We start from the raw sequence: 25079 nt of genomic DNA on the forward strand, positions 1-25079 counted from the left end.
TTTTTAAAATCCACCGCTTTGAATTACCCAGCCTTTAGCTTCTAAAGACGTTTTAAATGCTGAACTAGGAAATGAAAACCCTTTATAAGTATATATCCCATTTGTTAAACCATTGGTGTCTAATATTTCTAAATTTGCTGTGTGTTGGGCAGAGTCAATAACTGTAGCTGTGAAATTTAATGACTTTAGATTAGGACAATTACTAATATCTATTAAGTTTCCAGATAGATTAAGGTTTCTAGCGTCTAAAGCTTCTAAACTTGGTAAACCAGATAAGTCTAAGCTAGTTAAACCAGTAGCAAATAAGCTTATTGTTTTAACTGTATTGCTATTAAGGTTTGTACCGTCTAAAGGGTTTGCGTTAAGTATTATTGTTTCTAAATTTGTGTTTTGTGAAAAATCTAAATTTGGAATACTGTTACTGCTTAAATCTAAAGTCTTTAATGAGGCACAAGGACTTGGATCAAAATTGGTTAAGTTTGTTGATATTAATGATAAATCGACTAATTGATTAAAAGGTGTGATGTTAAAGGTGTTTAGTGTTACCCCTGTAATATTTAATTTTTCTAAATCTGTACAGTTAGAAATATCTAAATTATTAAGAGTTGGAATATTGGCTAAATTCAATGTTTTTAAAACGGTTTGACTTGTTAAATCTAAATCCGTTAAACCATTAATACTGTAAAGCTCTAATTTATCTATAACGGTACAGTTTGTAAGGTTTAAGCTATTTATTAAAATTGTGTCTAGGACAACATTTTTTAAAGCTGTATTTGAAGAAAGATCTAAACTATAACCATTTGTAAAGTCTGAAAAGCTACTTAAATCTATTTCTTCTAAATTGGGTTGATTGCTTAAATCTAGTCCTGTGTTAAGTTCGCAACTTGATAAATGTAAAACCTTTAAAGCAACAGCGTTACTAAAGTCTAAAGAAACAAAAGGATTGTCTTTAGCATAAAGCCGTTCTAGGTTTACATAGTTAGTTAGGTCTAAACTTGTAACGCCATTATTTCCCATAAATAAATCTTGTGGAGAATAAAGGTTTTGAACAGCTAAACCAATTGCACCAGCTACAACGCTTGGTGTTATGCTTTCTGGAGTATTATATTGTGATAAATTATCAAATACTCTATCTACAATAGCCTGTATGTTTGGGTTCTGTGTACTCATAATTAATTAAAATTTTGATTAAATTCATTAGAAAACAAACCGCTTAACTCGATTATAGCGATTTTTACGGTAGTTTCTTTTAAACTGTTGTCTGGTGTGGTTAATTTTATTGTAGAACTGTTTAAACGTTCTAATTTTGTTTCTGGTAGTGGTTTATTAATTAGCAAAACCGTTGCGTTTGCTGGAAACTTAAAATTTGCAATTCCATAAAACACATTTTCGCTTTGTCTTATCCATTCAATACCAAAACCTAAATCGTTTTTTAATACTGTTACGATAGGATTTTCTTGATTTTTTTGCGTTAAGTTAGCAACGTAATCGGCTGTTTGCTTAACTGTTGTTGCTTTGTTGTTTGTTACTTTTCCTATCATTTTTTTGCTTGTTAATCATGTATAAACTGAAACCCACGATGCCTAAAAAAAAAAGTCCGTAACTGGCTTTTTTTCCGTACTTGCTTGATAGGTTTATTAAATCTTCATAAAATGGCTTTAATCTATTGAGCCAACCCTGTAAAAATTTTGGTTGGTTTAAATTTTTATAAAACCGCTCTCGATTACTTAAAATGCCGTCAAACAACTTGTATTGGTTAACCGAATTAATGGCACTTACTGTTTGGTTTCCTATTATTCCGTCAACACTTAGTCTTAAATTAAAACGCTCGTTTAAGGTTTGTTGCGTTATTTTACCAGCACTATAAACGCCAGCGTTAACTGCATGGTCGGCAATAATTGTGGCTACTTCTTCATTATTGATCTGGTCGCCTTTTATTTTATCCCAATAATTAGCTTTGTAGATGCTTATTGCGATTTGGTCGGTTATGGCTTTCATGTCTGAAACGCTTGGCGGATAACCTAACCATGTTTCGTAAACTTTGGCTGAAATACCTTTATTAGTACCTACGTTTTGCCCTAAGCTGTTGTAGTTTCCTGTATCGGCAGTTAAGTTTTGATAACCGCCCTCTAATCGTAGAACAATTGAAATGAAACGGTTAAAATTTGCCATACCTTACAATTTAGCTTTTACAACGTTTCTTTTTTCTTCCTTAGCTACTAAAGCTACAGAACCAACCAGTAATAAAGCGCAAATGCCTAAAGGTATCCAGATGTTTGGTTTACGTTTAGTGTAATTTAGTTCCACTTCGTCTAATTGTTCTACTGGAAAAACAATTTGCTCTTTAGCTGGATTTGCTTTTACCTCAATAGTTTTATTTTGATACGTTACACTTACTGGCGACGCATAAACAATATCTTCTATTGTAAAAACTCCGTCTATGTCTGTATAAGCATATCTATTGTTTTCAATTTTAGAAACTAATGTTGCGCCTACTGCTGGCGTTCCGTCTGGGTGTATTAATTGACCTTTAAATGTTCCTCTAGGTAATATACCTACTCCAGTATTTTCTGTAAAACTTGCTGTTGTATTATTCATGTAAAATTTATTTAAAATGAAAATCCAGATTGATTGACAATAGCTTTAACTACTTGGTAAACTTCTCCGTCGCTTGGCGATAATTCAGATTTTAACCAATAGACTAAATTCCTTTTTTCGTAACTATCAAACCACGACCACGCACCAGTTGGTGGCGAATTGTTACCGTTATAATCTTTAGTTCCAAAAGCATTATAAACTCTTATAAAATCGGCTGTATTTACCAGCTTTTTAAATACGTTTAAAACCGCTTCTTCGTCTGTACCATATAACGGCTCTTTAGAGTTAAAAGCGTCTAAAAGCTGTTGTGCATAGTTGTTGGCTTGTTGTTGGCTAATTGTAGCACCGTTGGTACTTCCGCCTGTTCCGTTAACTTCATCGTCTATTTCTTCTCCAGCAACCTTGTCGGCTACCTTATTAACCACTTTATAACCTAAATAGACAAGTAATAAAGCACCAGCAACCTTGTAGGTATTTGGGTTTGAAAGTAGATTAACCGCTTTATCTCCTGTTTTTTTTGCGGTTTCTTTTAGTTTTTGCTTATCTATTTTTTTCATAATTGGTTAAAAGAATTTTTTAATTAAGCCCCAATGTTTATTAAGCTGTGTATCGGCTTTAGTTGGGTTTTTTGCTAATTCCGCTAACTTTTTTAAAGTGCTTGGATTTAGATTTTTTATAACGTTTAAGGCGTTTGCCTTGTCGTTAAGTTCAAGCTGGTTTTCAGCTTCAATTTCAATAGTAATATTAGTTTGTGGCATGAGTTTGTTTATTTGTTAATTGCTTAATTAAAACATCTAAAAACGCTTCGTCCGAATAAAGTTTATCTAAAACTCTATGAACTATTGTACAGTAACTGTCGTCTATTCCGTCGTTTTTAATGTAGTTTAAAAGCTTCGTTTTAGCTTCTGAATAATGTTCTAAAGGTGCTTGTTGTTGGTGCTGTTGTTGCGAACCGTTTAAGCCTTTTCTATTTATTATTTTGTCGCCTAATTCTGGTAAAATTGTAGCAAAAATTGAAGCGACACTATCTGAAATAACTGGCTTGCTGTTCATGGTAATTTGATTGCTCAAATTCATATTTTCACGTTCCAGCCGTTTAATTTCAGTATCTTTATTTATCGCTTCTAACTCTAATTTTGCAACCTTTCGTTTAGCATCTTCAAATTGTACGGATTTGCTATACATATCCATAACTTGCATATTCATACCGCCTAACATACCGTTGTTTTCATTTGCTTGCATAGTGTTGTTGTTTGTGTTGGTAGTTGTTAAAGCTGTTGTTGGCTCGTTGTTGGTTTTTAGCTTACTTTTTAGTCTTACTTCGTGATTATCTACATAAACCGAACTAGAACCGTTAGAACGCTTTAAATAAACCGTTATATCTGGATAACCTTTTTCAGAAATATGGTTTAAATAATCTTCAACCGTTTCAAAACCCAAAGACTTCATTTCGCTAAGGCTTGTAAATTTACACGCCCAACAGTCATTGGTATTGTCTTTTATAGCAATACCTAATTTGTTGTTTTTGGACTCGTTAACTTTTTTGATTATTTGTTCTAACATAATTACAGTTGGTTATTAGCAGTTTTCAGCCTGTAGGGTCTGGTATGCTATAGAAACATTGTTTTGCGTTGCGTTACCGCTAGTCAAAAAATGGATCTGTTCTAATTCTAATGAGAAAACGGTGTTACTGGCGTCAATTCTAAAAATTTCATTGGTTTTAAGGGTTTGACCAAAAACAACAACGTCGTTTGTACCGTTGTTTACAATTGAAGCCTGTAACACGTTTTCAATAAACTCATTAGAGTTATTATAAATTCTGTGTGTATTTAAACGTGATTTTCGCATATACAGTCGTCTGATTTGTGAACTAAAACCACCTCTAAAACTAAGTCCGAAGCTAAAGCCGTATTTGTACTTAACTTAAATAATACTCTACTATCTTTAACTTTTAAAGGCGAAATACCTCTTTTAGTAAATTCTAGTTCTGGCGAAGCTTCCCATTGTTTTACGTTAATACCAACAAACGGTTTACCGTCTATATTGGTTAACTCTGCCTTAACATTGGCATTATCTAAAACCGATTTGTCCGCAATTGTTACCATTGCCGAAATTATTTCGCCATTATTATTAACAATTGACTCGGACAATTGTGTTTGACCAGCCGTTAGGGTTACATTTACATTTGTTGTTTTCATGTGATTTGAGATAAAAAAAAGCCTACCTATACAAATTATAGATAGGCTTTTTTAATTATTGATTGGTCTTTTGGTTTACGCTTGGATTGTATAACCTCTTAATGCTATACGCACAAAGTCATCGTTTCCAGCTGTAGCAATAGCTTCTGGAAGTTTACCTACAATATCAATTTCAGTTTCCGATTTGATAATTGGCATATCTGCAATATCAAATTCTTGGTCTAAATTGTTTTGAGTTGCGTTTTGGTTAATTAATGCGCTAAATTGAGCATCAACTAAATTACCTCTACCTTGTTGCGAGATTGTTAACTCTCCGTTTACTAAACCAGCTGGCGCAACGTCGCTATAATCTGCGGTTGCTACTGTTTTGTTGTCTGCTGTAGCTTCTTTAGCATAATGAGCCGACACAGCACATAAGATTAAAGGCTTACCAGCTTCTAAAGCTTTGTTGTTAAACGTTTTTACGCCAACTTCTTTAGTTATTCCACTTTTAACGAACTCTATATTCGTACCAGTTACTTTTGCTGTTACTATGTGAGTAACAGGAACTAAACGCACTTCGCCACCACTTAAACCTAAAGTAGATTTGTATGTAGGATCTTTTTGTAAAAATTTTTCAATAGCCATTCCAGCCATTAATTTTTCATCTTGTAAATTTTTCATCTTTTATTGTGTTAAATTTTTTATTGGTTAAATTTTGGGTTCTCTTGTTTTTAATTTGAGTTTATACAAACTTCAATTTTGGCTCATAAGCATTTTGCGCAACTTCTTGCATCTGGATAATTTCTTCTTGATGCGCTTGGTTTAAAGCTGGAAAAACTAAACGTTTAACTTCTGCTGGTTCTCTAGGTGGTTCAGTACCTACGTACGTTGGCATACCTAATGCTCTTTGTGCAAATTTTGTAGCTTCGTCGTCGTCTGCTTTTGGCGATAACATGGCGTTATCTTCCATTAAATCTGAAACTCCAGATAAAAGTTTTTCGCCACCAAAACCGCCAGCAAAACCTTTAATAGCTTTACTAGCCATATCGTCGCCTTTTACAGAAGCAACAACTGCAACTGCAAGAGCAAACGTTGCTATTTTAGCTAAACCGCTTGTTTGTTTTTTTTCTGGATACATTGCGTTTACGCCACGACCTGTAGCAAATCCAGCACCAGCACTCCCAACCATAACTAAACCGTCGGTTGCTGTTTTCATATTGGGTTTTTTAAAGTCCATAATTGAATTGTTTTTAATTGATTTGGGTTATTTTTTATTTTTAGATTTTTTTGGTTTTACCACTTGTGCAACAGCTAAAGCAAATAAGCCTAAGCCTAACCATTTTAAGCCGTTACTTTTGTTTTTATCAACAACCGTTGCTGGCGTTGTTGGCGTTGCTGGTTCTGTGCTGTTTTGATCTGTATTAGTAATTATAACATCTGCTTGACCGTTGGTATTTATAGCGTCTTTAGGTACAAATGTTTTAAAGTTTTGTTCTACAGTAGTTTTTTGATATTCTAGCAACAGATTGTCTATTTGTACGTTTTCTGAAACTAAAAGTGTTTCACTTACTAACTTGTAGCCAGTTGTATTTTGTTCAGCATAAATTATTAATGCCTTTTCTACATATTCAACAATTTTTAATATGATTTCTGCTTTTTGCCTTGAGTATGCAAGAGAAAAACCATTTTCGCCTTTTTCCTTAATAACAAAGCCATAAGCCTGTATTAAGTATATTTTGTTTAAAGCTTCGTTAATGCTTTTTATGACGGTTTCTGTACTGGTTCTTCCTGTATTAATAGTTACCACAATATCAAATGCAGAAACTATTTTGTTTACTGTAGCACCTAACACATTTTTTAACCATGCGTGCAAATTTTTTGTTTCCGCTAAACTTAAAGAGTCGAATGTTTGAGCGTTTATATCTATATAAACTCCAGTTCCTCTATTAACCGTAACATTTACACCAGCTTCTATTAAGTTCATTAAAATAGCACCTAATGGACCACCTATTGCTGTACCTAAAATTGAAGCTGCATTATTATAAATTGCTATACCAGCATTACGCCACGCTCTACCAAACCATGACATTTCTGGGTTGGTTTCTTTTGTTAAATATGGCTTAGCTTCTATACGGCTATTTGTTTGAGATAAATTGCTCATTATTTTTGATTTTTGTTTTTTGATTTTTTAGAATTAGCTATTGCCTTACCGCCATAATAAACCGCAGTTCCTAGCAATACACCGCCAAAAAACAAATTAGCTGTAGATGCTTTTTTTGGCTCGTTGTTATTGTTGCCTATTGGCTCGTAAGTGTTTTGGTTTCCAGTACCGTCGTTACTTGTGTCGTTGCTTCCGTTGGTCTGGCTTGTAACTAGAGGAATTAAAACAGTAGATAAACTATTTAAAAATGACGTTTCGTTAATCTGTGCTGGACTGTCTATAGACGTTAAATAATCGTTATAAACAAACGCCTTTACTTCTTCATTTGGATTTTTTCTAACAAGTGTATATTCTCCTGCCCATTGAGTGTTATCTGTAGGACTCATGTACCCTGCCCAAAGAGCATTAAAAATAGAAGATGAATAATATCTTTTAGCATTTACATTAAATGTTACATCATAGTAACGGTCAAACCAAACAATTAAGGCTTTACCACCTACATATCTAACTTTATGCGACCAATCTATAATTGAGTTTAAAGCTTTCGTAGTACAAGAGTTCCAGCCGTTTGAGTGTTTTTTTTCTATAAAAATATGGTTCATTGTTGCTACAAAACCAAAGAAGTTTTGTACTTCCTTACCTAAAGAAACCATGTCATTGTTGAATGCAGACTCGTTAATAGCCTTAATTCTTTCGCTTATAATTGCAGATGCTAAATTAATATCTTGTTGTAATCTTGCGCTACTATAAGCCGAACCACCTAAACATGACAAACTTTTAAAAATGGATTTAAGGTCACCCCAATCTACATCTTTAAACATTTCTCCAAAATCAAAACTGTTGTTTAAACCGTTGGCGTTGTTGTTTGCGCCATTTAGTCCGTTATATGGTAATTGTTTCATAAAAATATCGTGTTTTTCAATAAATAAAGGCTCGGTATTACTAGACAAAGTGGCGTCTAAAACATAGTAACCACTAGCTAAGTTTGCTGTTTGTTGGTCTGTTGGTACTACTATGTATATGTGTGAAAATTCGTCTGGTCTATCTGCAAACTGTTTGATTTTTCTTAAATAATGCTTAACATTATTAACCAATAAAAATGTAGAAGCTAGTATTGTAAAGCTTTTACAATCCATACCAACGTGTCTATTGTGAAATGCATAATTTGGCGACTGTAAATCTTGGTCGTAACCGTCAGCTACATAAGTGAAATTATTATATAAAGTGCTATGTATTTTCGATACCAGTTCCTTTAAACTGTTGCTTTTAAAGAACTCTACAGCCTTTTTACTATCTACTTCTTTAAGGTTTGAGTAAATCCAGTCTTTTATGGCATTAATACCAAAGTATGTATCTCCAGTTCCTAATGACTGCTTTTTATTTGAAGATTTACCAAACAACGAAGCCAACGCTATTACTTCACGTTTGCGTTGGCTTGTTGTTGGTCTGTTGGTTAAGTTTTTCAAATTGCAGATTTGAGGGTTACTGGTTTAATTGGTCTGCAATATGTGTTGTTTTTTTATTGGGTTTCCTCTAAGAACCTATTAACATGATGTTAAGTGTTTCTATTTAGTGGTCAAGCACTCTCAATGCCATCTAATTTTGATAAATAAAAAATAGTATTTTAGCAAATATTTTAAAATTATATTATGTCGAATTTTGTTGATAAATTTAAATCAGGCTCCATTCAAGCTCTTAAAGATTATGCATGGATACCTTTATTATTATTGGGGTTTTTATTATATGCTGTTGGAGCATTTTTAGAAGCATTAAAAAATTGGGAGATTATATCATCAGCATTTCATTCTATAGGGACTACAATTGTAACAGCAACTGTTTTTGTGACAATTGTCAAATCAAAGCAATTTTCAGATATATTTAATGAACAATTAAGAAGTATCATCTATTGTACAGAATATATGAAGAACAGAAAAGATATAAAAAATCTATGGATAACTACTTCAAAGTCAATGTATAAGGAAAATTTCCCAGATTTATGTGATAAAATAGAAGAGAATTTGGAAAAATATATACCTATGGATTCAAATAAATACTATGAAGATTATACATATAAAGTTGATATAGAGTTTGATAAAAATAACCCAGACTTTATAATTCTAAATGAAAGGGAGACTTTTATTTTACATGCACATACAATAGAAAAAACCGATTATATTTCATCATGTATTTTTAATAAAAGTGATTATAATGAAGATGTTTCGGATTACAGTATGGTGTCATTCAGGGTAAATGGAAAAGATTTACAAATAACAAATAAATATTTGCAAATTGACAAAAATTATAAAGGTAATAAGATTCTTGTTCAACATAAAAGAACTTTATCGGGTGATAAAAAATATAAAATAGAAAAAATTGAAAGAAAAAAATATTCTTTAAATGTAGAGAACACAAAAGCACATAGTTGTATGCATATTTTTAAGAATTACAATTTAGAGGTTTCTCATCCAGCTGATTTAGAGGTTAAATTTTATGAAAATGGTACTTTAAATAATTTCACTAAATTACCTGAACGAAGTTTTAATGGAACAGGAAAAATTCAGAGGTTTGAATATGAGGGTCTTATGTTTAAAAATCAAGGCACTAGAATAATTTTTAGAGATTTAAGAAAATAATTTTATATTTGTAACGTTATAACAATGAATATAAAACACAAATAATATGACACTATTTAGAAAGACAATTCATCTTATTGATGAAGAAGAGTACACAGGATAATCATTTGTTTAACATTTAAAATATTTGAAAGCAACTCTAATGAGTTGCTTTTTTTTATTTAGTCAATTAGTTTAATTGGAACATTATCTAAAAAAGGAAAATCAGATTTTTTATATCCATGCGGAATACCCAATTCTATTATAAAATTTACAAATTGAGGATTCGTTAAGCTTTTCGGATTACCGCTTTTTATAGGGAATTTTTTTCTTACATATTTAAAACTTTTATTTATTTGAGTTTTGCTTACTCCAGTGTATAAATCATACAATTCAGTTCTACTCGGTGCAAATGGCACGTCTTTTGGTTTATTGGTATTATCACTCATAACAATTATAAAATATTAAACAACGGTTAAGCTGGAACTTAACCGTTGTTGTTGGTTATTATTTTTCTACAAATACAAAAAGCTTATCGGTATGAGCCGTTTTAAATGCTTTAGGTTGTAGGTTTGTTTTTTCGCAAACTTGCTTTAATGCTTTTTGCTCGTCGTTGCTAACTATGTTTTTAACGAATTTGTGTGTTGTTGGCTTGTTGCCTTTTCTTCTAATACTCATTTTTATAATTGTTTAAGGGTTAACGATTGTTTTTTTTAAGACGTTTTCGTTTACGTCTATTTTTTAATCTTGTTAATTTTGATTTATTCCTAGATTTTCTAGTTTTATTATCTATAAAATCAAGTCTTATTCCGTATCTCATACACCTAATTATTTTGTTGTTGCATTGTTGTTGTTATAATCTATTTTATAATAAGTGTAGTTGCTTATTAACTACTTTAGTTTCTTCAGTAAAATTTCTAAACTGATCGAGTGAATGTCTAATATTTTCAAATCTTTTATTTTGAGCGTCGTAATAGGTCTTATCAATTTCAAAACCATAAAAATCAAATCCATTTTTATAACAAGCAATTCTATTGCTACCACTACCTAAATGTGTGTCCAATATTTTATCTCCAGCTTGAGCGTATTTCATTAAAATCCACTCATAAAGTTTTACTGGTTTTTGGGTTGGGTGTATTTTTAATTCCGAAATATTACCACCTTTATTTGAACACTTAAATATTGACGCAACTTTATCAAAAGAAGTCCAAGCCATTTCCCATTGAGAAAAATTTTGCCAAGGTTGAACTTTATCCCAACAAATAACACATCTTGTTGGTGGTAGGTTAAAATAGTTTCCCCCGAAGATTATTTGGTTTTTAGAAACTCTAAAAAGTTCATCAAAATATGCTTTTTTGGGTTTAATATCCCAATCCAAGCGCATACTGTTTAATGCTCTATTTTTAAGTTTTCCAGAACCTTTACTAAACCTTGCTTTTTTTAATCTATTGGCAACACTATCTGAAGTATTAGACTTATTCTTTTTGATATTTGCGCCCATTGACATATTAGGTGCATCAATTCCATAAGGTGGATCTACTATTGCTAGGTCAAAAAAATTGTCTGGATATTTTTTCATACCCTCAACACAATCACTATTTATAATTTTACTTATAATTAAGTTTTTTTCTAAATCCATAACTAATTTATTTGTTGTTGCATTGTTGTTGTTACGATCTGGTTTGTATGAGTATTTTTAATAACATAAATTGCTTTATCCTTACTTATTAATTCCCAAACGCCTAAAGTGTCGTAAAGCTTAAATTTGTAGCCTATTGGTTTGTCTTTAAAATAAAGCACAATACCAGTTAGAGTGTGATTGGTAATGCTCATTTTAAAAATTGTTTTATGTGAGTATTTTTAGCAATTAGCTTATTAAAAAAATCTTCTAAAAGCATTTTTTTAGCTTGGTCTATAACAAGCGTATTTTCGTTTTTCTGGAGAAACTTTAAATCTTTTACTTTTTTAAAATAGCTTTTGTTTAAGCCAGCTTCTTTGTATAAAAAATCTTTAGCTACTTTATATTTTTGTTTCTTTTGTTGATCCGAAAACGATACGACATTTATATCGCACAAATGCTGGTAAATATGGCTTGATATGCCTATAATTGTTCCGTTAGATTTATAGTTTTCAAAACAATCTAAAACGGCTTGATACATGATTAAATCTTTTTCGTCTTGGGTTAACTCTTTTTGTTTTTCTACTGGTGCAATTTGTAAGTTGTTGTTAACTCTAGTCTGCTTTAACCACTCTTTATATTTAGTTAATACTTCCGAAACATAAGACGCATTAAAGTTTTGGTAGTGTTGTGTTTTTGGGGTTAATACGCCAAATCTTTCCAGCTTAAAAGCATAATCTATTTCTTCTAAAGAAAGGTTTAAAAAACGCATATTTATAAGCGTTTTAATGTCGTCTATATTTACTTTTTCTAAAGGATTTTTAATACCTAACAAGTTTACTATTCTCACAAAAAGCAAGGCTAAACCATTTTTAAAAGTTTGCTCTGGAAGATCTCTAAGTTTTACAAACTCTATAGTTTTTTTGGCAAAAACTAACTCTTTATGCTCACTTGTTTTAATTACATTTTGCAGTAATTGGTCGTTTTCAACTTTTAATAATTCACTCATAATAAATATTTATTTTAAAGCGATTTAAACGCTTATTTTTTTAGTTGCTTAGGATTCATTTATTTCTACTCAAAAGTTTCTAAAACCCATCTTAAAATCATCTTTTCAAGCATCGTTTAGCCAGTTGTTTAAATTTGTTTCAACCGTTTCTTTGGTTTGACCGTTAACTGTTGGTTTGTTGTTGGTTGTGTTTTTAGAGTAATTGCCCTCTAAAACTTTTAGAAAATTATTTGGGTTTAATAGCCAGTCAAAACTTGCACTCCAGTTGTCTTTGTTGTTGCCGTTTAAAAATTCGCTTTGGCTGGTAATTTTAAAAACATTGCCTATGGTTTCTAGGTTGTGTTTTTTTGCGAGGTTTAAAATGCTCTTTTTTCGTTTTTCTGTAATTTTTTGAATGCTAGGAAGATCTTTACAAACCGAATTGAAAACATTTTTAATTTCTTCAAAATCTGAATCTTTTATTTTTACAATTATATTTTCATTTTCATTTTCATTTTCATTTTCTAAATTGTTGACCATGTGGTCAACCATTTGGTTAAATTGGTCTTTAACATTAGATTTTATAAGGTCTAAGTCGGTTATTAAAACACCCTTTTTTTCAATTATTTTTGAAAAATTGAAATCTTTTTTAATCTTTTCTTTCTGTTTTTTAGTCAATTTAGACTTAGAAATTAAGCCAGCAAATGTGCCACTAGCTACTTTTTGAGGGCGATACTTATCCCTTTTGGTTGTTTCTTCGGTTAGCCGTTTGTTTAACCATACGGTTTCTGTTTGGTTAGTTTTTTGGTTAACCAAATGGTTAACCACTTGGTTAAACTTTGTATTTAAAACCGTTTCGACCACTTCTAAAGAACAGCCAGAGCAAAACATTTGCACACGTTTTAAATCTGTTGGTATGTAGCCGTTTTGGTGCTGATATATTAGTAAGTCTATATAACACGCTCTTTCTTCTGGTAGCATTAGTCTTGTACCAGTATAAAAATCTTGTGAATAGAATAAAAAAGCAGGATCTTTGCTCATAAAAAATGTAGTTAATACAACGGTTCTACCAACGCATATAAATTTTGCTTTTTTGGCTTAACTGTTGTTGGTTTTGCTTGCTTGTTTAAATAACTGCGCAACTCCTTTAGTTCGCTTTGTGTAAGCGTACTGGTAAGCGTTATTATGGCGTTGAGTTGCGAGGTCATTTTTTAAATACTTAACCTAATTGATTTAATAAGTAATTATTAAAGGATCGTTTACAGGAATTTGTTTTAGTCTACAATCTTGTAGTTGTATTAGTTGTTTGTTATAGCTTTCCAGTAATGTTTCTTTATCTTCTGTAGAGTAGGCACAAAGACTACTTTTTACATAAGTAATTGTGTTTTTAAGTATGGCAATTTTTTTATTGCAGTCGTGAAGTGTTAGCTTTGAATAGTCCATTTTTTATGCAATTTTTTTAAGTTGTTGTTTAATTTTTAATTGCTCCTTTTCCTTTATATCAAACAATTCTAAAATTTTTTTATAGGCTAACTCATTGGTAGTTTGAGAGTTAAATAAAACTCTAATATTTGCTTTAGAGAATGGCTCGTTGTTTGCGTTGGTAACGTTGTTGTTGTCGAAGTAAGATTTTATTTTACCAACATAACCGTACCCCAAAACTCTTTTAATAGCCTTTTTTTGTGTGGCAGTAAAACTGTATTTCATTATATTGCGATGTTTTACGGATTTTTTACAAATCCTTTACGTTTGCTTTACAAATATATAGAGAAATACTCTAATAAATAAAATAAATTAGAGAAAAAATCTAATTTATTTCATAACACATTGATAATGAGTGTAAAAGAGAGGTTGAAAAAGTTTATTAAGGTCTTGAAAATTACTAATTCTGCTTTTGAGCAATCCATAGATGCTTCTAATGGCTATATAAATTCTATATCAAAAAGTATTGGTATTGATAAAGTTGAATCTATTTTAGAGAAATACCCTAATCTTAATATTGAGTGGCTTTTGACAGGTAATGGCGATATGATGAAAACTAACGCTAATAACGAAGCTGTAATAGCAAGTACACAACTAAAAAAAGTATCAAAAGTTCCTATTCATGCTCAAGCTGGATTTTTAGCTGGTTATGGAGATACAGAGTTTATGGATAATTTACCAGTAGAGTACTGGGAAGTAGACCAAGAATATAAAGGCGACTATATTGTCTTTGAAGTTAAAGGAGATAGTATGGATAATAACTCTGATGAAGCAATTAAAGAAAATGATCGTTTGTTGTGCCGTGAAGTACAACGCCACCATTGGCAAAATAAGTTACACATTAATAAATGGGATTTTGTTATTGTGCATAAAAATGACGGTATATTAGTGAAGCGTATTATAGATCATAATTTAGAAAATGCAACAATAAAATGCCATAGTCTTAATACTTATTACGATGATTTTGAGCTTAAATTGAATGATGTTATAAAACTATACAACGTTGTTGATTTAAAACGAAATCGTAGGAGATAACTTAAAATATAAATAGATGTCTTTAAAATACCAAGAAATTATAAAAAGCATAGATAATTGTCCTTTAGAAAATGAAGATGGTACGGTGGCATTATATAGGTATGTAAACAAGCCGTTCTTGAAAACCGATTTTGAGCCACAAGCAGTAATAAGAAAACCAAAGTTTAGTAAGGATTGTAATGGGTGGGGTTTATCTACATTTAAAAGCACTAAATCTGCACATGCTATTTTAAATTGTATGCCTAAGTTTATGAGAAAAAAGTTTAATGCAGTTGCAAAAATGGAAGTAGCTAATAAAGATGGAGTAAAGTATCAAACTTCTGGAGATATTAATCATTATACCTACTTTCCTAACGACTCTATAGATTTATTTAGTAAATTTGTTATAGAAGATGAATAACAAAAACAACATATTAGATCTAAGTAAATTCGATAAGATAGAGGATATTATATTTTATGATGAACCTATCCTAACGCATTTAAAAAAAAATGAAGAAAATTATTTAATGTATCTTGTAGATACAGTAGAGGATACAGATATTTACTTAATTTATAAAATCCAAGAAAGCGAATTATATAGTTATTTAACCAGTAACATTTCTTTATATGAGTTGTTTTCAAAAAATAGTAATCCTATTTTCAAAATTAAGCAAAATTTTAATGGAGAAGTTATTGAGAGCAATGTTGTTTTTATAGAAAATATTGATGAAAAATATTTACCTATTTCAAACTCATTTTTAGAATTTAAACCATCTGAAAAATCATATTATAAAAAATTCATTGAAAATTATAACAATAACATTTATCTAGAAAAACTTAGAAATGAAGCTTTTTATGTGAAGTTCTCTTCCAATTCGGCAATGTATGGAGATACTATTGGGTTGATTGAATTATCAAACGATTTTTTAACAAAGATTAGTTCTTCTTTCAAAAGTTTTATTAAGGCTGATTTTAATGTGAATTTTAGGGAGAAAATAACAGACAAAGTAGCTTTAAGAAAAACCATAAGTGCGATACAAGAATATTTAGATTACAGGATAGTTGATTTGAACTTTGGAAGTTTTGAAATGGGATTAGCTGTAGATACAGTAATGAAAAAAAGTATTGAAGATAAAGAAGTTAATAAATGGGCGACTAATATTGGTTTTAAATTTAAAAATATAGTGTTAGATAATAATTTTGATTCTGAAGAATTAGATGCAATTTCTAATAGTTACAGTAAAAAGGAGAGGAGAGAAATATTTAAACCTATTTACGATATATCCAACAACCCTAATTATAGACTACAAATTAAAGACCGCAAAACAGAGAAATATTCAAATATTAAATTTAAAAGCTCTAAAGAAAGAGAAATACTTATACCTAATATACCTGTTGAAGAAAATAAAATTTCTAAAGATTTACAGATTGTACAAATAACTACAGTTTTAGATAAAAATAAAAATACTAAAACCGTAAAAGTCATAGAAGATTTGTTTAGTACAAAACAAGATGTAGAATATATAATTGATAATACAAGGTTTGAAAAAAATGGTCTGTATTTAGATAAAGACATATCTTTTAAAGTACATATTAAAACTGAATCTGGTTTAATACATGTTTCAACAAGAATTGGAGAAATTGGAATTCATAAAATTTATGACACAGATAATTTGGATGATATTCTAAATAATTTCACTAAAATTATACATTCAAGAGTGATAATTTAACTTTAATTATGATCTCATAATTAAAACGTAACATTTGATTATTAATAGTAGTTTATTAAGGACAAAATTGAGTACAAAACGCTCAAAAATTCAATAAAAAACAACGCGATTACAGGTGTTTAAGTCTTGTTTTTAAGGCTCATAACCCGAAGGTCACTGGTTCGAGTCCAGTTCTCGCTACTAAGTACAAAGTATTGTATATAAACGGTTTGATGTTGTCAAACCGTTTTTTTATGCTTAATTTTAAAGCTTTAATACAGACTGAATACACAAATGCATACGAAAGTGCATACGATTTAACTTTGAAGAAAGAATTTTCAACACCAAAAATTTACACAGCCAACAACGATATTTCTAAGCGTTGGTATGTTTATTTTTCCTACAGAAATCCTCACACAGGAAAACTTAAAAGACAAACGGCTATATATAGAAATGCGAATACGTTCAAAACGAAGGAAGAACGTTTAGCGGTTTTAATTACCTATCAGAAAGTTTTAAATAAACTTTTAAAACAAGGCTACAATCCTTATAAAGATAACACCTCTAGATATCGCGAATTAAATAACAACCAATTAAACCAGAAAACTCACAACAAACCACGTTACAACCAACACAACAACCAGAACAACCAACATTGCAACCAACGTTGCAACCAACAAATCAATTAAATAGTGTAAAATTAAAAGATGCTTTTGAATTTGATTTGAGCTTAAAATCAAGAACGCTTAGAGTAAGCAGTTTGAGATCATACAAAAGTCATATTAATAGATTTAATGCATGGATAAATAAAGAATACAAAGAATTAAAACTTATATCAGACATTCAAAAAAAGCATGTTGTTGAATTTTTGAACCACTTGGTAAAAACCACATCATTAAGGAATAGGAATAACTACAGGGCTAGTTTAAGTAGTTTTTACACTACTTTAGAAGATAATGAAATGGTGTCTTACAATTTTATAAAGAATATTAAAGTTCAGAAAACCCAAGCAACAAGAAATAAAACTTATACTAAAATTCAAAAAGATACTATTTTTGTTTAACTGGTGGTTTCATAATTTCTATGTTATCGAGTTTGGGGATTCAAAATTCTTTTTCTCGAAAATAGAAAATGGATTGAGATAGTTGGTCTTCTTTTGCCTCATAACCGTCTGATAAGTCAAAACTTTCCCAATCCCATATTTCGTTAGTGAAATAATATTCACAATATTCGTCTAAGCAGATATCTATATCAAAAATATCCAACATAGTGATTACACATAATGGTATAAATTCGATATCATTCATTTTACTGGCCAATTCGAACGGATCACTATCATTATAGCAAGACATAAATACGGCAAAGCGGTTCCAAGATTCTTCTTTTAATTTTTGGAAATTTGAAGTAGAGGCAATATTCAATTTTTGGTGCTCCCAGTATTGTTCCCAATTATGTAGGAACTGAGGAATAAAGTCTGATTTCTTAATTCCATCATCAATATAAATTTGATGCCAAAGTTGAGGCCAGGTTTCAGTATATATCTCATCATATGTATGTGACAATACTAAATCTTTTAAAAAAAGAGAATGTCCGTTGTGGGTATCAACTTCGTAATAAATACCCTCAGGAGTTGTAAAATCCATTGAGTATTCATAACTCGAAATTTTTAGTTGGTTTCTTTTAAATCCACTAAATTTTTCAATCGCGGAAATGAAGTCTTCATAAAAGCCAACGGAACTTCCAACCCCATTATTCCACAAATTTCTTTGCAATCCCTCTAGGCCATCATTTCCAAAATAATTGACAGCTTCATTTTTCAATAATTCTACCTTTGCTTTCGGGTCGTTATTTTTGATGCTTTCATATTTATCAACTAAGACCCTTTTTAATGATGCTAGGGCACCACTATACTGGTTTTCCCATTTTACATCTTCATTTTTTGCATCCCAAGTATCTGGGTTCACATAGTGCTTTAACGAAAAGGTAGTTCTCTCTTTTCCGTCGCTTATTCGGCAGTATAAATTTTTCTTTCTTTCTGAGTTTAAATAATAAGAAATTGTCATAAAAATTTATTTGTGATATATAAATTTAAATGTAATATAAAAATATATCACAAAAAAATAAATGTATTACAATTGGAGGTTTGCCCAGTAAAGCAAGGTAATGTGCTTGAATAAGAATAGTGCAGTTTTGTGTGCGAGGATTTTCCGCAGGAAAATCAGAAGCTAGCAAACGAGCAACTCACATTGGTTAAACTAAAAGTAGCAATCTTTTATATACTTTGTTGCCAACTGGCTTTATTTCATTATTTCAGTCAGATAAACGATTCCGAAAATCCAACCAACATAGAGTAGAGTATAAGTCAGCGAATAAACTGCTGAAATTCCAATATCTCCTTTTGTGTCTTTTGATTTATTAAAAACAAATTTTAACGCTCTGAAAAAAATCCAATATAACATTGCTAAAATAATAAATAGCGAAAACCAAAAAACAGCTTCTAAAACTATTAGTAAAATTACAAACAATATTGACATTCCAATCCAGAGTAAAATTGATAAAATCAATCCGCCAATTCCATCTCCAACTGATGGTAATTCCATTGTAGGTCCAGTTCCGCTGTTTGCAATCAAATCTCCACTTTTAAAATTCCGAAATTTCGGAAAATTATCAATTAGTCCAATTCCGCTATAAAGTCCATAAGTCATAAAAAGAAATAATGCTGTCGCTATAATTCCGAGTGATAAATACAGGTTAGAAGTCAAACTTCGATTGTAATTTATACCAGTCAGATAAACAGTCAGAATTGTAATTCCGATTACGAGTAATGAAACTATGAAAACGGATTTTCCTTTTAAATATTTCTGTTTAATTTTCAATTCAGAGTTTTTTGGTCAGCTTGTTGGCAACGGTTCGGCTATGAGTAGTTGCGTGGGTTAGTATTTGACTTAGCAAGCACACACCAAGCTGAAAATCCGCGAGGATTTTCAGAAGTACACGAGAACAAGCAATTACTTATAGCCATTGTTGTACACAGTTATTTTTAATTCAACATCTTTCCTTTCTCATCAAACAATTTAAAACTCTTATAAGAGGTCGATAAGAATGATTTTTCTTCGTGAGTCATTAATTCCTCAAATTTATAGTCTAACAATTCAAAACCCTTTGGAATTCCTAACATCAATAAGTTTCCATTATTTAATAAAACAAAGCGTACATATTTTCTTTTCGGAAATGACACATATAGAGAAATTGCATTTTCAAAGTCTAATTCGTCTACTAATTCCTTTGGCATATCTTCGGTCACTCTGTTTCTGTGATTAACAAATGACTTGTCGGTAGTGAATTTTATGTAAACCTTATTTTCTTTATTATCATTGATGATTTTTTGTAAGAATGAATGTTCCTCAACACGAGATTTTAATTCGCTTTTTTTGTCAATAAAATTTTGAAGTGGCGTTATTTCTTCTTCAATTGCCATTGTCAAGTCGTAAATAATTTTTCCATCAGATTTTTTGTCAATAAGTTCAGCTTGCCAGCAATCGCCATCAAAACTGTAAGAGCCGATGTGTGCTATAATTGATGATTTAACATCAAAATTATCTAGTTTTTCTTTTTCTTTATAAAGTAAATCGTAAAGTTGTTTATTTGGGTTTTCAATTCGAGATTTTAATTCTTTTGGAAGTAATGGGACTAGTTCCTGAACATCTTTTTCCAACTCTGTTTTTTTGATACTGTCTTTTATAAAGTATTGATAGTTTTTGAGTGTATTGTAAAAATGTAACTTGTTAAAAGCATCAATTTCTTCGTCTTTAATTATTTCGAAAGTTTTATTCTCGAAATATTGTTGTTTGTCAGAATTTAAGTTAGCATATGCTTTTGCGATTTTGCTACCATCTGAAAAATAGTGTTTTCGAGTTGTATCTTCAATTCTAACATTGGAACCCAATAGGATTTTATCAATATCTAAATCAAGTTTTGCAAGCTCTTCGATATAAGTTTTTCTGGCGTTCGAAGCAATATTACTATTTGCATTTCTGGAAACGTTATCATTCATCACATTTAAGAATGACTTAATAAAAACGTCCCAATTTTGAGTTTTGGAAGCCAAACTTGCAATCCTTTTTTGTTGAATAATTGGACCATTATCGAAACTGCAAGTTCCAACCTGTCTATTTTGTCTCATTAATTCCAAAGCTCTTTTTTTGGAAATTAATTGTGCGGTAAAGTCCTCTAAATCTCCATTAGAAACTTTATTTTCTTCTGCATATTCTAACGCTTCAATTAAGAGTTTTTTGAAATTTTGGTCATTAGTATAAAGACTATCTGCAAATTTTTCTTTTTTAGATTGCCACTCATTTAATTCCTTTCTTCGGGTAATGAAATCTTGCTCTTTTTTGTAAGGTGGTTTGTTGGTTTTTAGTTCGTAATAATTTACTAATGAGTCAATGATAGTTCTTTTATATGCTCTAAATCCATTTGATTTATTGTCACTATGATAAAAAATAGAGGTTTCTGGTCTTACTATTAAATCAGCGTAGTTAATCCAATCCGAAATTCTTTTTGGAAGGTTAATTGATTTAAATTCATTATTCAAATAAAAGCCACGAATTGTGGTTATGCTATCCCTTTTGCTTGTATAACTAGAGTGAAAATGTTTTAAATTATTTTGGTTCAGGGAATCATTAAATGATAATTTAATACCGTGGTTCTGATTGTTCGTAATTTCAAAAGATTTTATTTCTAATTTCTTTTCATTTTTATAATCAGAATAAACGTTTTTTATTACCAGTAAATCATTGTCAACTTGTAGTCCTTTGAATTTATTTTGTAGTTGTTTTAGGTTCTCTGATTTTTTTAATTCAGTTAGAAATTTTTTTTGGTCTTTAGTAATGATTTCGAAATAACTGGCTGATGTCTGTGGTAGTGAGTAAAAATTAGGCGTTTCACTTTTATTGTAATTCTTTTCCAAGTTTCTTATGATATAATCAAGTTTTGGAATATCACTTTCGCTAATTATTGAATTTTGACAGAAAATATTTCCTGAAATTAATAATGAAAGTAATATGTAGATTGATTTTGTCATAATTGTGTACAACGTGCTTGGCTATGGTTTCGTTGCGTGAAAATCCGCGAGGATTTTCCGCCGTAAACCGAAGATAGCAAAATTGCGAGGACTTTCCGAGAGGAAAGTCAGAAGCAATGAACTATAGCCGGTGTTGTAAATAGTTATTTTTTCAATTCAAATGTTTTCCCATTCCAAGAATATGTTTTTAAAACTTCAACGGATTCAACTTCGTATTTGTCATTCAGATTTGATTTAGTCAATAAAATCTGATTTTTGATTCCAAACTTTTGATTCGGAAATCTGTATTCATTTATAGGTTTTGGTCCATCACAATGAAGATATTCCGATTCTGGAAGTTCAATTAATTTCCCTTCTTTTGTTTTGAGTAAATAAGTCGAATAATAATTTGTACAACACGCATCATATCCAGATTCCAAACGTATAATTTGTTCGATATTTGTTAAATTATTGATATTTAAAATCTCAATTGTAGTTCCACTATAAAATTCCAATTCCAATATTTTTATTTCATAAAGTGTTTGTCCGTTATTGTCTTTTAAATAAATAGAAATTGGTTCAGGTGCGTTTTCAGTTGGAAAATTTTCCCAATACTTTTTTATTGTCAGTGAGTCAATTTCCGTTAAATAATATTGCTTTGATTTTATAAAATCATTAGATTCTTGACCAAAAGAGTTCAAGAATGTCAGCAAAATTATTATCAGGATTGTGTTTTTCATAATTATTTACAACGTTTATGTGTATGGAAAGTTGCGTGCTTGTGTGCGAGGATTTTCCGAAGGAAAATCAGAAGCAAGCAAGCAAAGCAACTAACATTGGTTAAGCTAAAAATAGCAATTTTTTATACACGGTGTTGTGCGTAGGTTTTTTCATTCCGATTCGCTCAATTTTATTTCATTCGGTTTTTCTGGAAATCCGATTAATTTCTTTTTAATTATAAACATTTTAGTTTCTCCGTCAGTTAAATTAATCGTATCTGTTTTCCTTTCATATTTGCCAAAAAAAAGTCCAGTTGTCGAACCATTTGGTTGGTTTGTCATATCCGAAATAGAGAAGTAGTCAGATTTTTTAGAAAGACTAATTTCATAGTTTTTCTCTCCGATAACAAAGTCAAACCGTTCTGATATTCGGTCGTGATAATTCATAAACCATAAATTCCAGATTCCGAAAAATATTAATGGACAGACAATTGAATTTATAAAGAACAGATGCGATAGTTTACTTTTAAAGAAATAGAAAAGAATTCCGATTATTATATTCAATACAAATAGAAAAGGTACAATGATTACAATTCCAATTGAAACACTTGGGTCAGGTTCCATTTGATAAGACCAAAATCCTAGAAGGATAATTTCAAGGATTAAAAGTTCAATTCCGTATTTAATTATTCTTTTAGAGTTCATTTGTCAACTTACGCACAACTGTTTGGCTATGGTTTCGTTGCGTGAAAATCCGCGAGGATTTTCCGCCGCAAACCGAAGATAGCAAATTTGCGAGGACTTTCCGATAGGAAAGTCGGAAGCAATGAATTATAGCCGTTGTTAGGCAACGTAATTTTCTTTCCAACCATTGGTCTTGGCGATTAATTCTGGATAAAGACAAGATTCATTCCCGTCTAGAGAAACCAAAATTCTAATAGAATCTCCAATGGATTTATTATTGGTCAAGGCAAAATTATTTGTTCTGGATTTTGCAACTTTATTTCCATATTCATAATGCACATCAATTGGCGAACCAAATTTCGAAAATGTGAAACCTTTATTATGGCTTATTGAAATTATTTTTCCCTCCATAATTCTTCCTGTTTTATATAATGAGATTTCCTTATTTATTTGTGAGTAAAGAATATAGCAAAGAATTAGTCCAATTAAAAGAATAACTCCAGCTATGTAATACATAAAATCCATACTAAACGAATATTGCTCAAATTCTGTAGGCATTGATTCACCGTTCAAATATTTAATTGGTATTATATCTCCTACTTTTAAATTATCAGTTTTTTCTGGTTCAAATACACTAAATTTTGATTCTGTTTTCTGACCGTTGTTATCAAATTCATAAGTCAAAATTTGTGGATTATTACCATTGATAGTTATATTATCAATTCCTTTAATGCGAGTTAGAGTGGCATTTGCCTTTTTTCCATCAGATTGAATTTTTTCAGCGTTTTCAACAAAAGGGAAACTATTTCCTAATGAATTCATCATTAAGCCCATCGGTAGAAAAAGAAGTAATGAAAATGTAATTCCTTGAAACGCAAAGAGTAGTAAAATTGGTCTGATTTTGGCTCTTTGCCAAATGGTTTTGAAATTGGTTTTTCTATTTGTCAATGTCGTTTCTCTTTATGTTGCCTAACGGTCTTGAATATGGCTCGTAGCGTGTAAATTAGCGATTATTTTCGGATTAAGTACAAGCCGAATTTTTTAATTTTCTTATTACCTTTTCTTTTGGATAAGCCAAATTAAAAAATTTGGCGGACTTGCAAATATGCCTTAACTTCGTGTAAGCAACTAATTAGCTATGAGCTATATACGTTGTTACCAGCAGTTATTTTTCAATACATTCCGCTCGTTAATTGTTTTTCATCAAAACGCCAAAGAAATTTATCCGCCTTTTCTTTGTTATTAGAAATGAAATCAATTGTAAGTTGTTTAACTATTTTTTTTACTTCTTTTTTTATTTTTTCCTCTTCTAAAGTTTCTTTAAAACTGCCTCCATATTTGAATTCGCTTCCTCTTACAGAAGCAATCAATATCAATCCATTTTTAAATTTCTTCTTTTTGATTTTGTAATCAATCAAGTTATTGTCCTTTACATATTTTGTACAACCAATAATCAAGCCGTCCACTATTCCATCCACAAGAGAACCTCCACACTCTGTATGAATATCGTTTGCGAAAGATGCAATAACTGAAGGCGGATACCAATCAGTTCGATATCCAAGGAATATTTGATAATCGATTCCGTTTAAGTTTTGGTCAAAGGCAATTTCAAATTCCGGTTTTCCAAGAGAATCACGTACCATTCTGTTGTATAGGTATTTTACTCCTTCTGGAAAACTAAAATAATTTTGATTTAAAAACTTTTCTCTCCTGTCAATTAAAAGAACTTCTGAATTCCTATTCAAATAGCACCATTGAAGTATTTTCTCCGATAATTCTAAATAATCAACAGGTTCATTTAATATTGTTTGGTCCAACTTAAAAGTCAAGAATGTCTCGGTAGAAGATACACTATTAAAACAAAACTCTGTACTTAAAACTTTAGAAGCTTTGAGGAAATAATTCTTAAAATTATTTTTATCAGTACTACTTTTTTCGAATTTTGAAATATCAGCTAAAGTCCGAATTTCCAAATCAAATTTTTGTTCAGGTTCAAGTCTAATCTGAAAAAAGTAATTTTCCGATTCCGTTAATTCAACACAATCAGCAATGAGTCCTTTCAGCAAATTGATAATTCCAAGACTTCCTGTACCTATATACATTCCTGGTCTCATTTTGAGATGCTCTTCAAACTTCAGCTTTGGAAGTTTTTCTTTCGAATATTTTGTGTTTTTTGGTTGCATCTAATTGCTGGTAACGTGTTTGTGTATGATTAGTTGCGTGGTTAAGCAACTAAGTTAGCAAACTTTTAC

Annotated in this window: 34 protein-coding genes; 6 read left to right on the forward strand and 28 right to left on the reverse strand. The window is 30.7% G+C overall.

Annotated features, from left to right (window positions below; translation table 11 throughout):
• Positions 1–3 precede the first annotated feature (3 nt).
• The 13 genes from C7H52_RS06255 to C7H52_RS06315 all read right to left on the reverse strand — a co-directional run bounded on the left by C7H52_RS06255 (position 4) and on the right by C7H52_RS06315 (position 8405).
• Entirely contained in the window at positions 4–1170 is a 1167-nt protein-coding gene (locus C7H52_RS06255; RefSeq protein ID WP_106463014.1) for a leucine-rich repeat domain-containing protein, read from the reverse strand.
• Positions 1171–1172: 2 nt separating this feature from the next.
• Positions 1173–1541, reverse strand: a complete 369-nt coding sequence (locus tag C7H52_RS06260; protein WP_106463015.1) for a hypothetical protein — start codon at positions 1539–1541, stop codon at positions 1173–1175.
• Complete coding sequence (locus C7H52_RS06265) at positions 1501–2172, reverse strand: glycoside hydrolase family 108 protein (protein ID WP_106463016.1); 672 nt, start codon at positions 2170–2172, stop codon at positions 1501–1503. Before C7H52_RS06265 ends, C7H52_RS06260 begins: the two co-directional genes overlap by 41 nt.
• A gap of 3 nt (positions 2173–2175) precedes the next feature.
• Positions 2176–2598 carry a peptidase associated/transthyretin-like domain-containing protein gene (locus C7H52_RS06270; RefSeq protein ID WP_106463017.1) on the reverse strand — a complete coding sequence of 141 codons (423 nt, stop codon included), beginning with the start codon at positions 2596–2598 and terminating at the stop codon, positions 2176–2178.
• An 11-nt stretch (positions 2599–2609) separates the two neighbouring features.
• Positions 2610–3155 (reverse strand): hypothetical protein, encoded by a 546-nt coding sequence (locus tag C7H52_RS06275; protein ID WP_106463018.1) that lies wholly within the window; start codon positions 3153–3155, stop codon positions 2610–2612.
• 6 nt (positions 3156–3161) lie between these two features.
• Positions 3162–3356 (reverse strand): hypothetical protein, encoded by a 195-nt coding sequence (locus C7H52_RS06280; protein ID WP_106463019.1) that lies wholly within the window; start codon positions 3354–3356, stop codon positions 3162–3164.
• A complete protein-coding gene (locus C7H52_RS06285) occupies positions 3343–4161 on the reverse strand; it encodes a hypothetical protein (RefSeq protein WP_106463020.1) in 819 nt (272 codons plus the stop codon). Before C7H52_RS06285 ends, C7H52_RS06280 begins: the two co-directional genes overlap by 14 nt.
• Positions 4162–4176: 15 nt before the next feature.
• Positions 4177–4446, reverse strand: coding sequence for a hypothetical protein (locus C7H52_RS06290; protein WP_106463021.1), 270 nt, complete (start codon positions 4444–4446; stop codon positions 4177–4179).
• The gene (locus C7H52_RS06295; protein ID WP_106463022.1) at positions 4428–4796 is read right to left on the reverse strand and encodes a hypothetical protein; all 369 of its coding nucleotides are present in this window, start codon (positions 4794–4796) and stop codon (positions 4428–4430) included. Before C7H52_RS06295 ends, C7H52_RS06290 begins: the two co-directional genes overlap by 19 nt.
• A 75-nt stretch (positions 4797–4871) precedes the next feature.
• The gene (locus C7H52_RS06300) at positions 4872–5459 is read right to left on the reverse strand and encodes a hypothetical protein (protein WP_106463023.1); all 588 of its coding nucleotides are present in this window, start codon (positions 5457–5459) and stop codon (positions 4872–4874) included.
• A gap of 61 nt (positions 5460–5520) precedes the next feature.
• Positions 5521–5994: a hypothetical protein gene (locus C7H52_RS06305; RefSeq protein WP_106463024.1), complete on the reverse strand. Its 474-nt coding sequence runs from the start codon at positions 5992–5994 to the stop codon at positions 5521–5523.
• Between the two features lie 48 nt (positions 5995–6042).
• Positions 6043–6939 (reverse strand): hypothetical protein, encoded by an 897-nt coding sequence (locus tag C7H52_RS06310; protein ID WP_106463025.1) that lies wholly within the window; start codon positions 6937–6939, stop codon positions 6043–6045.
• Positions 6939–8405 (reverse strand): hypothetical protein, encoded by a 1467-nt coding sequence (locus C7H52_RS06315; protein WP_106463026.1) that lies wholly within the window; start codon positions 8403–8405, stop codon positions 6939–6941. Before C7H52_RS06315 ends, C7H52_RS06310 begins: the two co-directional genes overlap by 1 nt.
• 183 nt (positions 8406–8588) lie before the next feature.
• On the opposite strand from C7H52_RS06315, the gene C7H52_RS06320 reads away from it, so the two are divergent.
• Positions 8589–9572, forward strand: coding sequence for a hypothetical protein (locus C7H52_RS06320; protein ID WP_106463027.1), 984 nt, complete (start codon positions 8589–8591; stop codon positions 9570–9572).
• A 161-nt stretch (positions 9573–9733) separates the two neighbouring features.
• Here C7H52_RS06320 and C7H52_RS06325 read toward each other — a convergent pair whose 3' ends face one another.
• The 8 genes from C7H52_RS06325 to C7H52_RS06350 all read right to left on the reverse strand — a co-directional run bounded on the left by C7H52_RS06325 (position 9734) and on the right by C7H52_RS06350 (position 13864).
• Positions 9734–10000 carry a hypothetical protein gene (locus C7H52_RS06325; protein WP_106463028.1) on the reverse strand — a complete coding sequence of 89 codons (267 nt, stop codon included), beginning with the start codon at positions 9998–10000 and terminating at the stop codon, positions 9734–9736.
• 58 nt (positions 10001–10058) lie between these two features.
• On the reverse strand, positions 10059–10229 hold the full coding sequence (locus C7H52_RS13430; RefSeq protein WP_181256211.1) for a hypothetical protein: 171 nt from the start codon (positions 10227–10229) through the stop codon (positions 10059–10061).
• A 187-nt stretch (positions 10230–10416) separates the two neighbouring features.
• Complete coding sequence (locus C7H52_RS06330) at positions 10417–11190, reverse strand: DNA methyltransferase (RefSeq protein WP_245918553.1); 774 nt, start codon at positions 11188–11190, stop codon at positions 10417–10419.
• Between the two features lie 2 nt (positions 11191–11192).
• Entirely contained in the window at positions 11193–11384 is a 192-nt protein-coding gene (locus C7H52_RS06335; protein WP_106463029.1) for a hypothetical protein, read from the reverse strand.
• Positions 11381–12178, reverse strand: a complete 798-nt coding sequence (locus C7H52_RS06340; RefSeq protein WP_106463030.1) for a hypothetical protein — start codon at positions 12176–12178, stop codon at positions 11381–11383. Before C7H52_RS06340 ends, C7H52_RS06335 begins: the two co-directional genes overlap by 4 nt.
• Before the next feature lie 105 nt (positions 12179–12283).
• Positions 12284–13198: a DUF1376 domain-containing protein gene (locus C7H52_RS06345; RefSeq protein ID WP_106463031.1), complete on the reverse strand. Its 915-nt coding sequence runs from the start codon at positions 13196–13198 to the stop codon at positions 12284–12286.
• A 192-nt stretch (positions 13199–13390) separates the two neighbouring features.
• Entirely contained in the window at positions 13391–13600 is a 210-nt protein-coding gene (locus tag C7H52_RS13355; protein ID WP_146130011.1) for a hypothetical protein, read from the reverse strand.
• 3 nt (positions 13601–13603) lie between these two features.
• Positions 13604–13864: a hypothetical protein gene (locus tag C7H52_RS06350; protein WP_106463032.1), complete on the reverse strand. Its 261-nt coding sequence runs from the start codon at positions 13862–13864 to the stop codon at positions 13604–13606.
• Between the two features lie 165 nt (positions 13865–14029).
• On the opposite strand from C7H52_RS06350, the gene C7H52_RS06355 reads away from it, so the two are divergent.
• The 5 genes from C7H52_RS06355 to C7H52_RS06375 all read left to right on the forward strand — a co-directional run bounded on the left by C7H52_RS06355 (position 14030) and on the right by C7H52_RS06375 (position 17425).
• Positions 14030–14674 (forward strand): S24 family peptidase, encoded by a 645-nt coding sequence (locus C7H52_RS06355; protein WP_181256212.1) that lies wholly within the window; start codon positions 14030–14032, stop codon positions 14672–14674.
• 16 nt (positions 14675–14690) lie between these two features.
• Positions 14691–15074 (forward strand): hypothetical protein, encoded by a 384-nt coding sequence (locus C7H52_RS06360; protein ID WP_106463034.1) that lies wholly within the window; start codon positions 14691–14693, stop codon positions 15072–15074.
• Complete coding sequence (locus tag C7H52_RS06365; protein WP_106463035.1) at positions 15067–16383, forward strand: hypothetical protein; 1317 nt, start codon at positions 15067–15069, stop codon at positions 16381–16383. The genes C7H52_RS06360 and C7H52_RS06365 overlap by 8 nt, the downstream gene beginning before the upstream one ends.
• A gap of 233 nt (positions 16384–16616) precedes the next feature.
• Positions 16617–17051 carry a hypothetical protein gene (locus C7H52_RS06370; RefSeq protein WP_106463036.1) on the forward strand — a complete coding sequence of 145 codons (435 nt, stop codon included), beginning with the start codon at positions 16617–16619 and terminating at the stop codon, positions 17049–17051.
• A gap of 35 nt (positions 17052–17086) precedes the next feature.
• Positions 17087–17425, forward strand: coding sequence for a phage integrase N-terminal SAM-like domain-containing protein (locus tag C7H52_RS06375; RefSeq protein ID WP_262494499.1), 339 nt, complete (start codon positions 17087–17089; stop codon positions 17423–17425).
• Positions 17426–17465: 40 nt separating this feature from the next.
• On the opposite strand, the gene C7H52_RS06380 is transcribed toward C7H52_RS06375, so the two are convergent.
• The 7 genes from C7H52_RS06380 to C7H52_RS06415 form a co-directional block, all read right to left on the reverse strand.
• Positions 17466–18425: an Arm DNA-binding domain-containing protein gene (locus C7H52_RS06380; RefSeq protein ID WP_106463038.1), complete on the reverse strand. Its 960-nt coding sequence runs from the start codon at positions 18423–18425 to the stop codon at positions 17466–17468.
• A gap of 234 nt (positions 18426–18659) precedes the next feature.
• Positions 18660–19238: a hypothetical protein gene (locus C7H52_RS06385; RefSeq protein ID WP_106463039.1), complete on the reverse strand. Its 579-nt coding sequence runs from the start codon at positions 19236–19238 to the stop codon at positions 18660–18662.
• A gap of 164 nt (positions 19239–19402) precedes the next feature.
• Positions 19403–21445: a hypothetical protein gene (locus C7H52_RS06390; protein ID WP_106463040.1), complete on the reverse strand. Its 2043-nt coding sequence runs from the start codon at positions 21443–21445 to the stop codon at positions 19403–19405.
• Positions 21446–21588: 143 nt separating this feature from the next.
• Entirely contained in the window at positions 21589–22164 is a 576-nt protein-coding gene (locus tag C7H52_RS06400; protein WP_106463041.1) for a hypothetical protein, read from the reverse strand.
• A 150-nt stretch (positions 22165–22314) separates the two neighbouring features.
• Positions 22315–22848 carry a hypothetical protein gene (locus C7H52_RS06405; RefSeq protein WP_106463042.1) on the reverse strand — a complete coding sequence of 178 codons (534 nt, stop codon included), beginning with the start codon at positions 22846–22848 and terminating at the stop codon, positions 22315–22317.
• A 138-nt stretch (positions 22849–22986) separates the two neighbouring features.
• The gene (locus tag C7H52_RS06410) at positions 22987–23775 is read right to left on the reverse strand and encodes a hypothetical protein (protein WP_146130012.1); all 789 of its coding nucleotides are present in this window, start codon (positions 23773–23775) and stop codon (positions 22987–22989) included.
• Between the two features lie 224 nt (positions 23776–23999).
• Complete coding sequence (locus C7H52_RS06415) at positions 24000–25010, reverse strand: DNA topoisomerase subunit B (RefSeq protein WP_106463044.1); 1011 nt, start codon at positions 25008–25010, stop codon at positions 24000–24002.
• Positions 25011–25079: the final 69 nt, after the last annotated feature.

It is taken from the genome of Aurantibacter aestuarii (genome assembly GCF_003008425.1).
Classification (GTDB): Bacteria; Bacteroidota; Bacteroidia; order Flavobacteriales; family Flavobacteriaceae; genus Aurantibacter; species Aurantibacter aestuarii.

Excerpts from the sequence above, each read along its gene's own strand:
- C7H52_RS06255 (WP_106463014.1), bottom strand. The coding sequence starts at position 1,170 with ATGAGTACACAGAACCCAAACATACAGGCTATTGTAGATAGAGTATTT.
- C7H52_RS06260 (WP_106463015.1), bottom strand. The coding sequence starts at position 1,541 with ATGATAGGAAAAGTAACAAACAACAAAGCAACAACAGTTAAGCAAACA.
- C7H52_RS06265 (WP_106463016.1), bottom strand. The coding sequence starts at position 2,172 with ATGGCAAATTTTAACCGTTTCATTTCAATTGTTCTACGATTAGAGGGC.
- C7H52_RS06270 (WP_106463017.1), bottom strand. The coding sequence starts at position 2,598 with ATGAATAATACAACAGCAAGTTTTACAGAAAATACTGGAGTAGGTATA.
- C7H52_RS06275 (WP_106463018.1), bottom strand. The coding sequence starts at position 3,155 with ATGAAAAAAATAGATAAGCAAAAACTAAAAGAAACCGCAAAAAAAACA.
- C7H52_RS06280 (WP_106463019.1), bottom strand. The coding sequence starts at position 3,356 with ATGCCACAAACTAATATTACTATTGAAATTGAAGCTGAAAACCAGCTT.
- C7H52_RS06285 (WP_106463020.1), bottom strand. The coding sequence starts at position 4,161 with ATGTTAGAACAAATAATCAAAAAAGTTAACGAGTCCAAAAACAACAAA.
- C7H52_RS06290 (WP_106463021.1), bottom strand. The coding sequence starts at position 4,446 with ATGCGAAAATCACGTTTAAATACACACAGAATTTATAATAACTCTAAT.
- C7H52_RS06295 (WP_106463022.1), bottom strand. The coding sequence starts at position 4,796 with ATGAAAACAACAAATGTAAATGTAACCCTAACGGCTGGTCAAACACAA.
- C7H52_RS06300 (WP_106463023.1), bottom strand. The coding sequence starts at position 5,459 with ATGAAAAATTTACAAGATGAAAAATTAATGGCTGGAATGGCTATTGAA.
- C7H52_RS06305 (WP_106463024.1), bottom strand. The coding sequence starts at position 5,994 with ATGAAAACAGCAACCGACGGTTTAGTTATGGTTGGGAGTGCTGGTGCT.
- C7H52_RS06310 (WP_106463025.1), bottom strand. The coding sequence starts at position 6,939 with ATGAGCAATTTATCTCAAACAAATAGCCGTATAGAAGCTAAGCCATAT.
- C7H52_RS06320 (WP_106463027.1), top strand. The coding sequence starts at position 8,589 with ATGTCGAATTTTGTTGATAAATTTAAATCAGGCTCCATTCAAGCTCTT.
- C7H52_RS06325 (WP_106463028.1), bottom strand. The coding sequence starts at position 10,000 with ATGAGTGATAATACCAATAAACCAAAAGACGTGCCATTTGCACCGAGT.
- C7H52_RS13430 (WP_181256211.1), bottom strand. The coding sequence starts at position 10,229 with ATGAGTATTAGAAGAAAAGGCAACAAGCCAACAACACACAAATTCGTT.
- C7H52_RS06330 (WP_245918553.1), bottom strand. The coding sequence starts at position 11,190 with ATGGATTTAGAAAAAAACTTAATTATAAGTAAAATTATAAATAGTGAT.
- C7H52_RS06335 (WP_106463029.1), bottom strand. The coding sequence starts at position 11,384 with ATGAGCATTACCAATCACACTCTAACTGGTATTGTGCTTTATTTTAAA.
- C7H52_RS06340 (WP_106463030.1), bottom strand. The coding sequence starts at position 12,178 with ATGAGTGAATTATTAAAAGTTGAAAACGACCAATTACTGCAAAATGTA.
- C7H52_RS06345 (WP_106463031.1), bottom strand. The coding sequence starts at position 13,198 with ATGAGCAAAGATCCTGCTTTTTTATTCTATTCACAAGATTTTTATACT.
- C7H52_RS13355 (WP_146130011.1), bottom strand. The coding sequence starts at position 13,600 with ATGGACTATTCAAAGCTAACACTTCACGACTGCAATAAAAAAATTGCC.
- C7H52_RS06350 (WP_106463032.1), bottom strand. The coding sequence starts at position 13,864 with ATGAAATACAGTTTTACTGCCACACAAAAAAAGGCTATTAAAAGAGTT.
- C7H52_RS06360 (WP_106463034.1), top strand. The coding sequence starts at position 14,691 with ATGTCTTTAAAATACCAAGAAATTATAAAAAGCATAGATAATTGTCCT.
- C7H52_RS06365 (WP_106463035.1), top strand. The coding sequence starts at position 15,067 with ATGAATAACAAAAACAACATATTAGATCTAAGTAAATTCGATAAGATA.
- C7H52_RS06370 (WP_106463036.1), top strand. The coding sequence starts at position 16,617 with ATGCTTAATTTTAAAGCTTTAATACAGACTGAATACACAAATGCATAC.
- C7H52_RS06380 (WP_106463038.1), bottom strand. The coding sequence starts at position 18,425 with ATGACAATTTCTTATTATTTAAACTCAGAAAGAAAGAAAAATTTATAC.
- C7H52_RS06390 (WP_106463040.1), bottom strand. The coding sequence starts at position 21,445 with ATGACAAAATCAATCTACATATTACTTTCATTATTAATTTCAGGAAAT.
- C7H52_RS06400 (WP_106463041.1), bottom strand. The coding sequence starts at position 22,164 with ATGAAAAACACAATCCTGATAATAATTTTGCTGACATTCTTGAACTCT.
- C7H52_RS06405 (WP_106463042.1), bottom strand. The coding sequence starts at position 22,848 with ATGAACTCTAAAAGAATAATTAAATACGGAATTGAACTTTTAATCCTT.
- C7H52_RS06415 (WP_106463044.1), bottom strand. The coding sequence starts at position 25,010 with ATGCAACCAAAAAACACAAAATATTCGAAAGAAAAACTTCCAAAGCTG.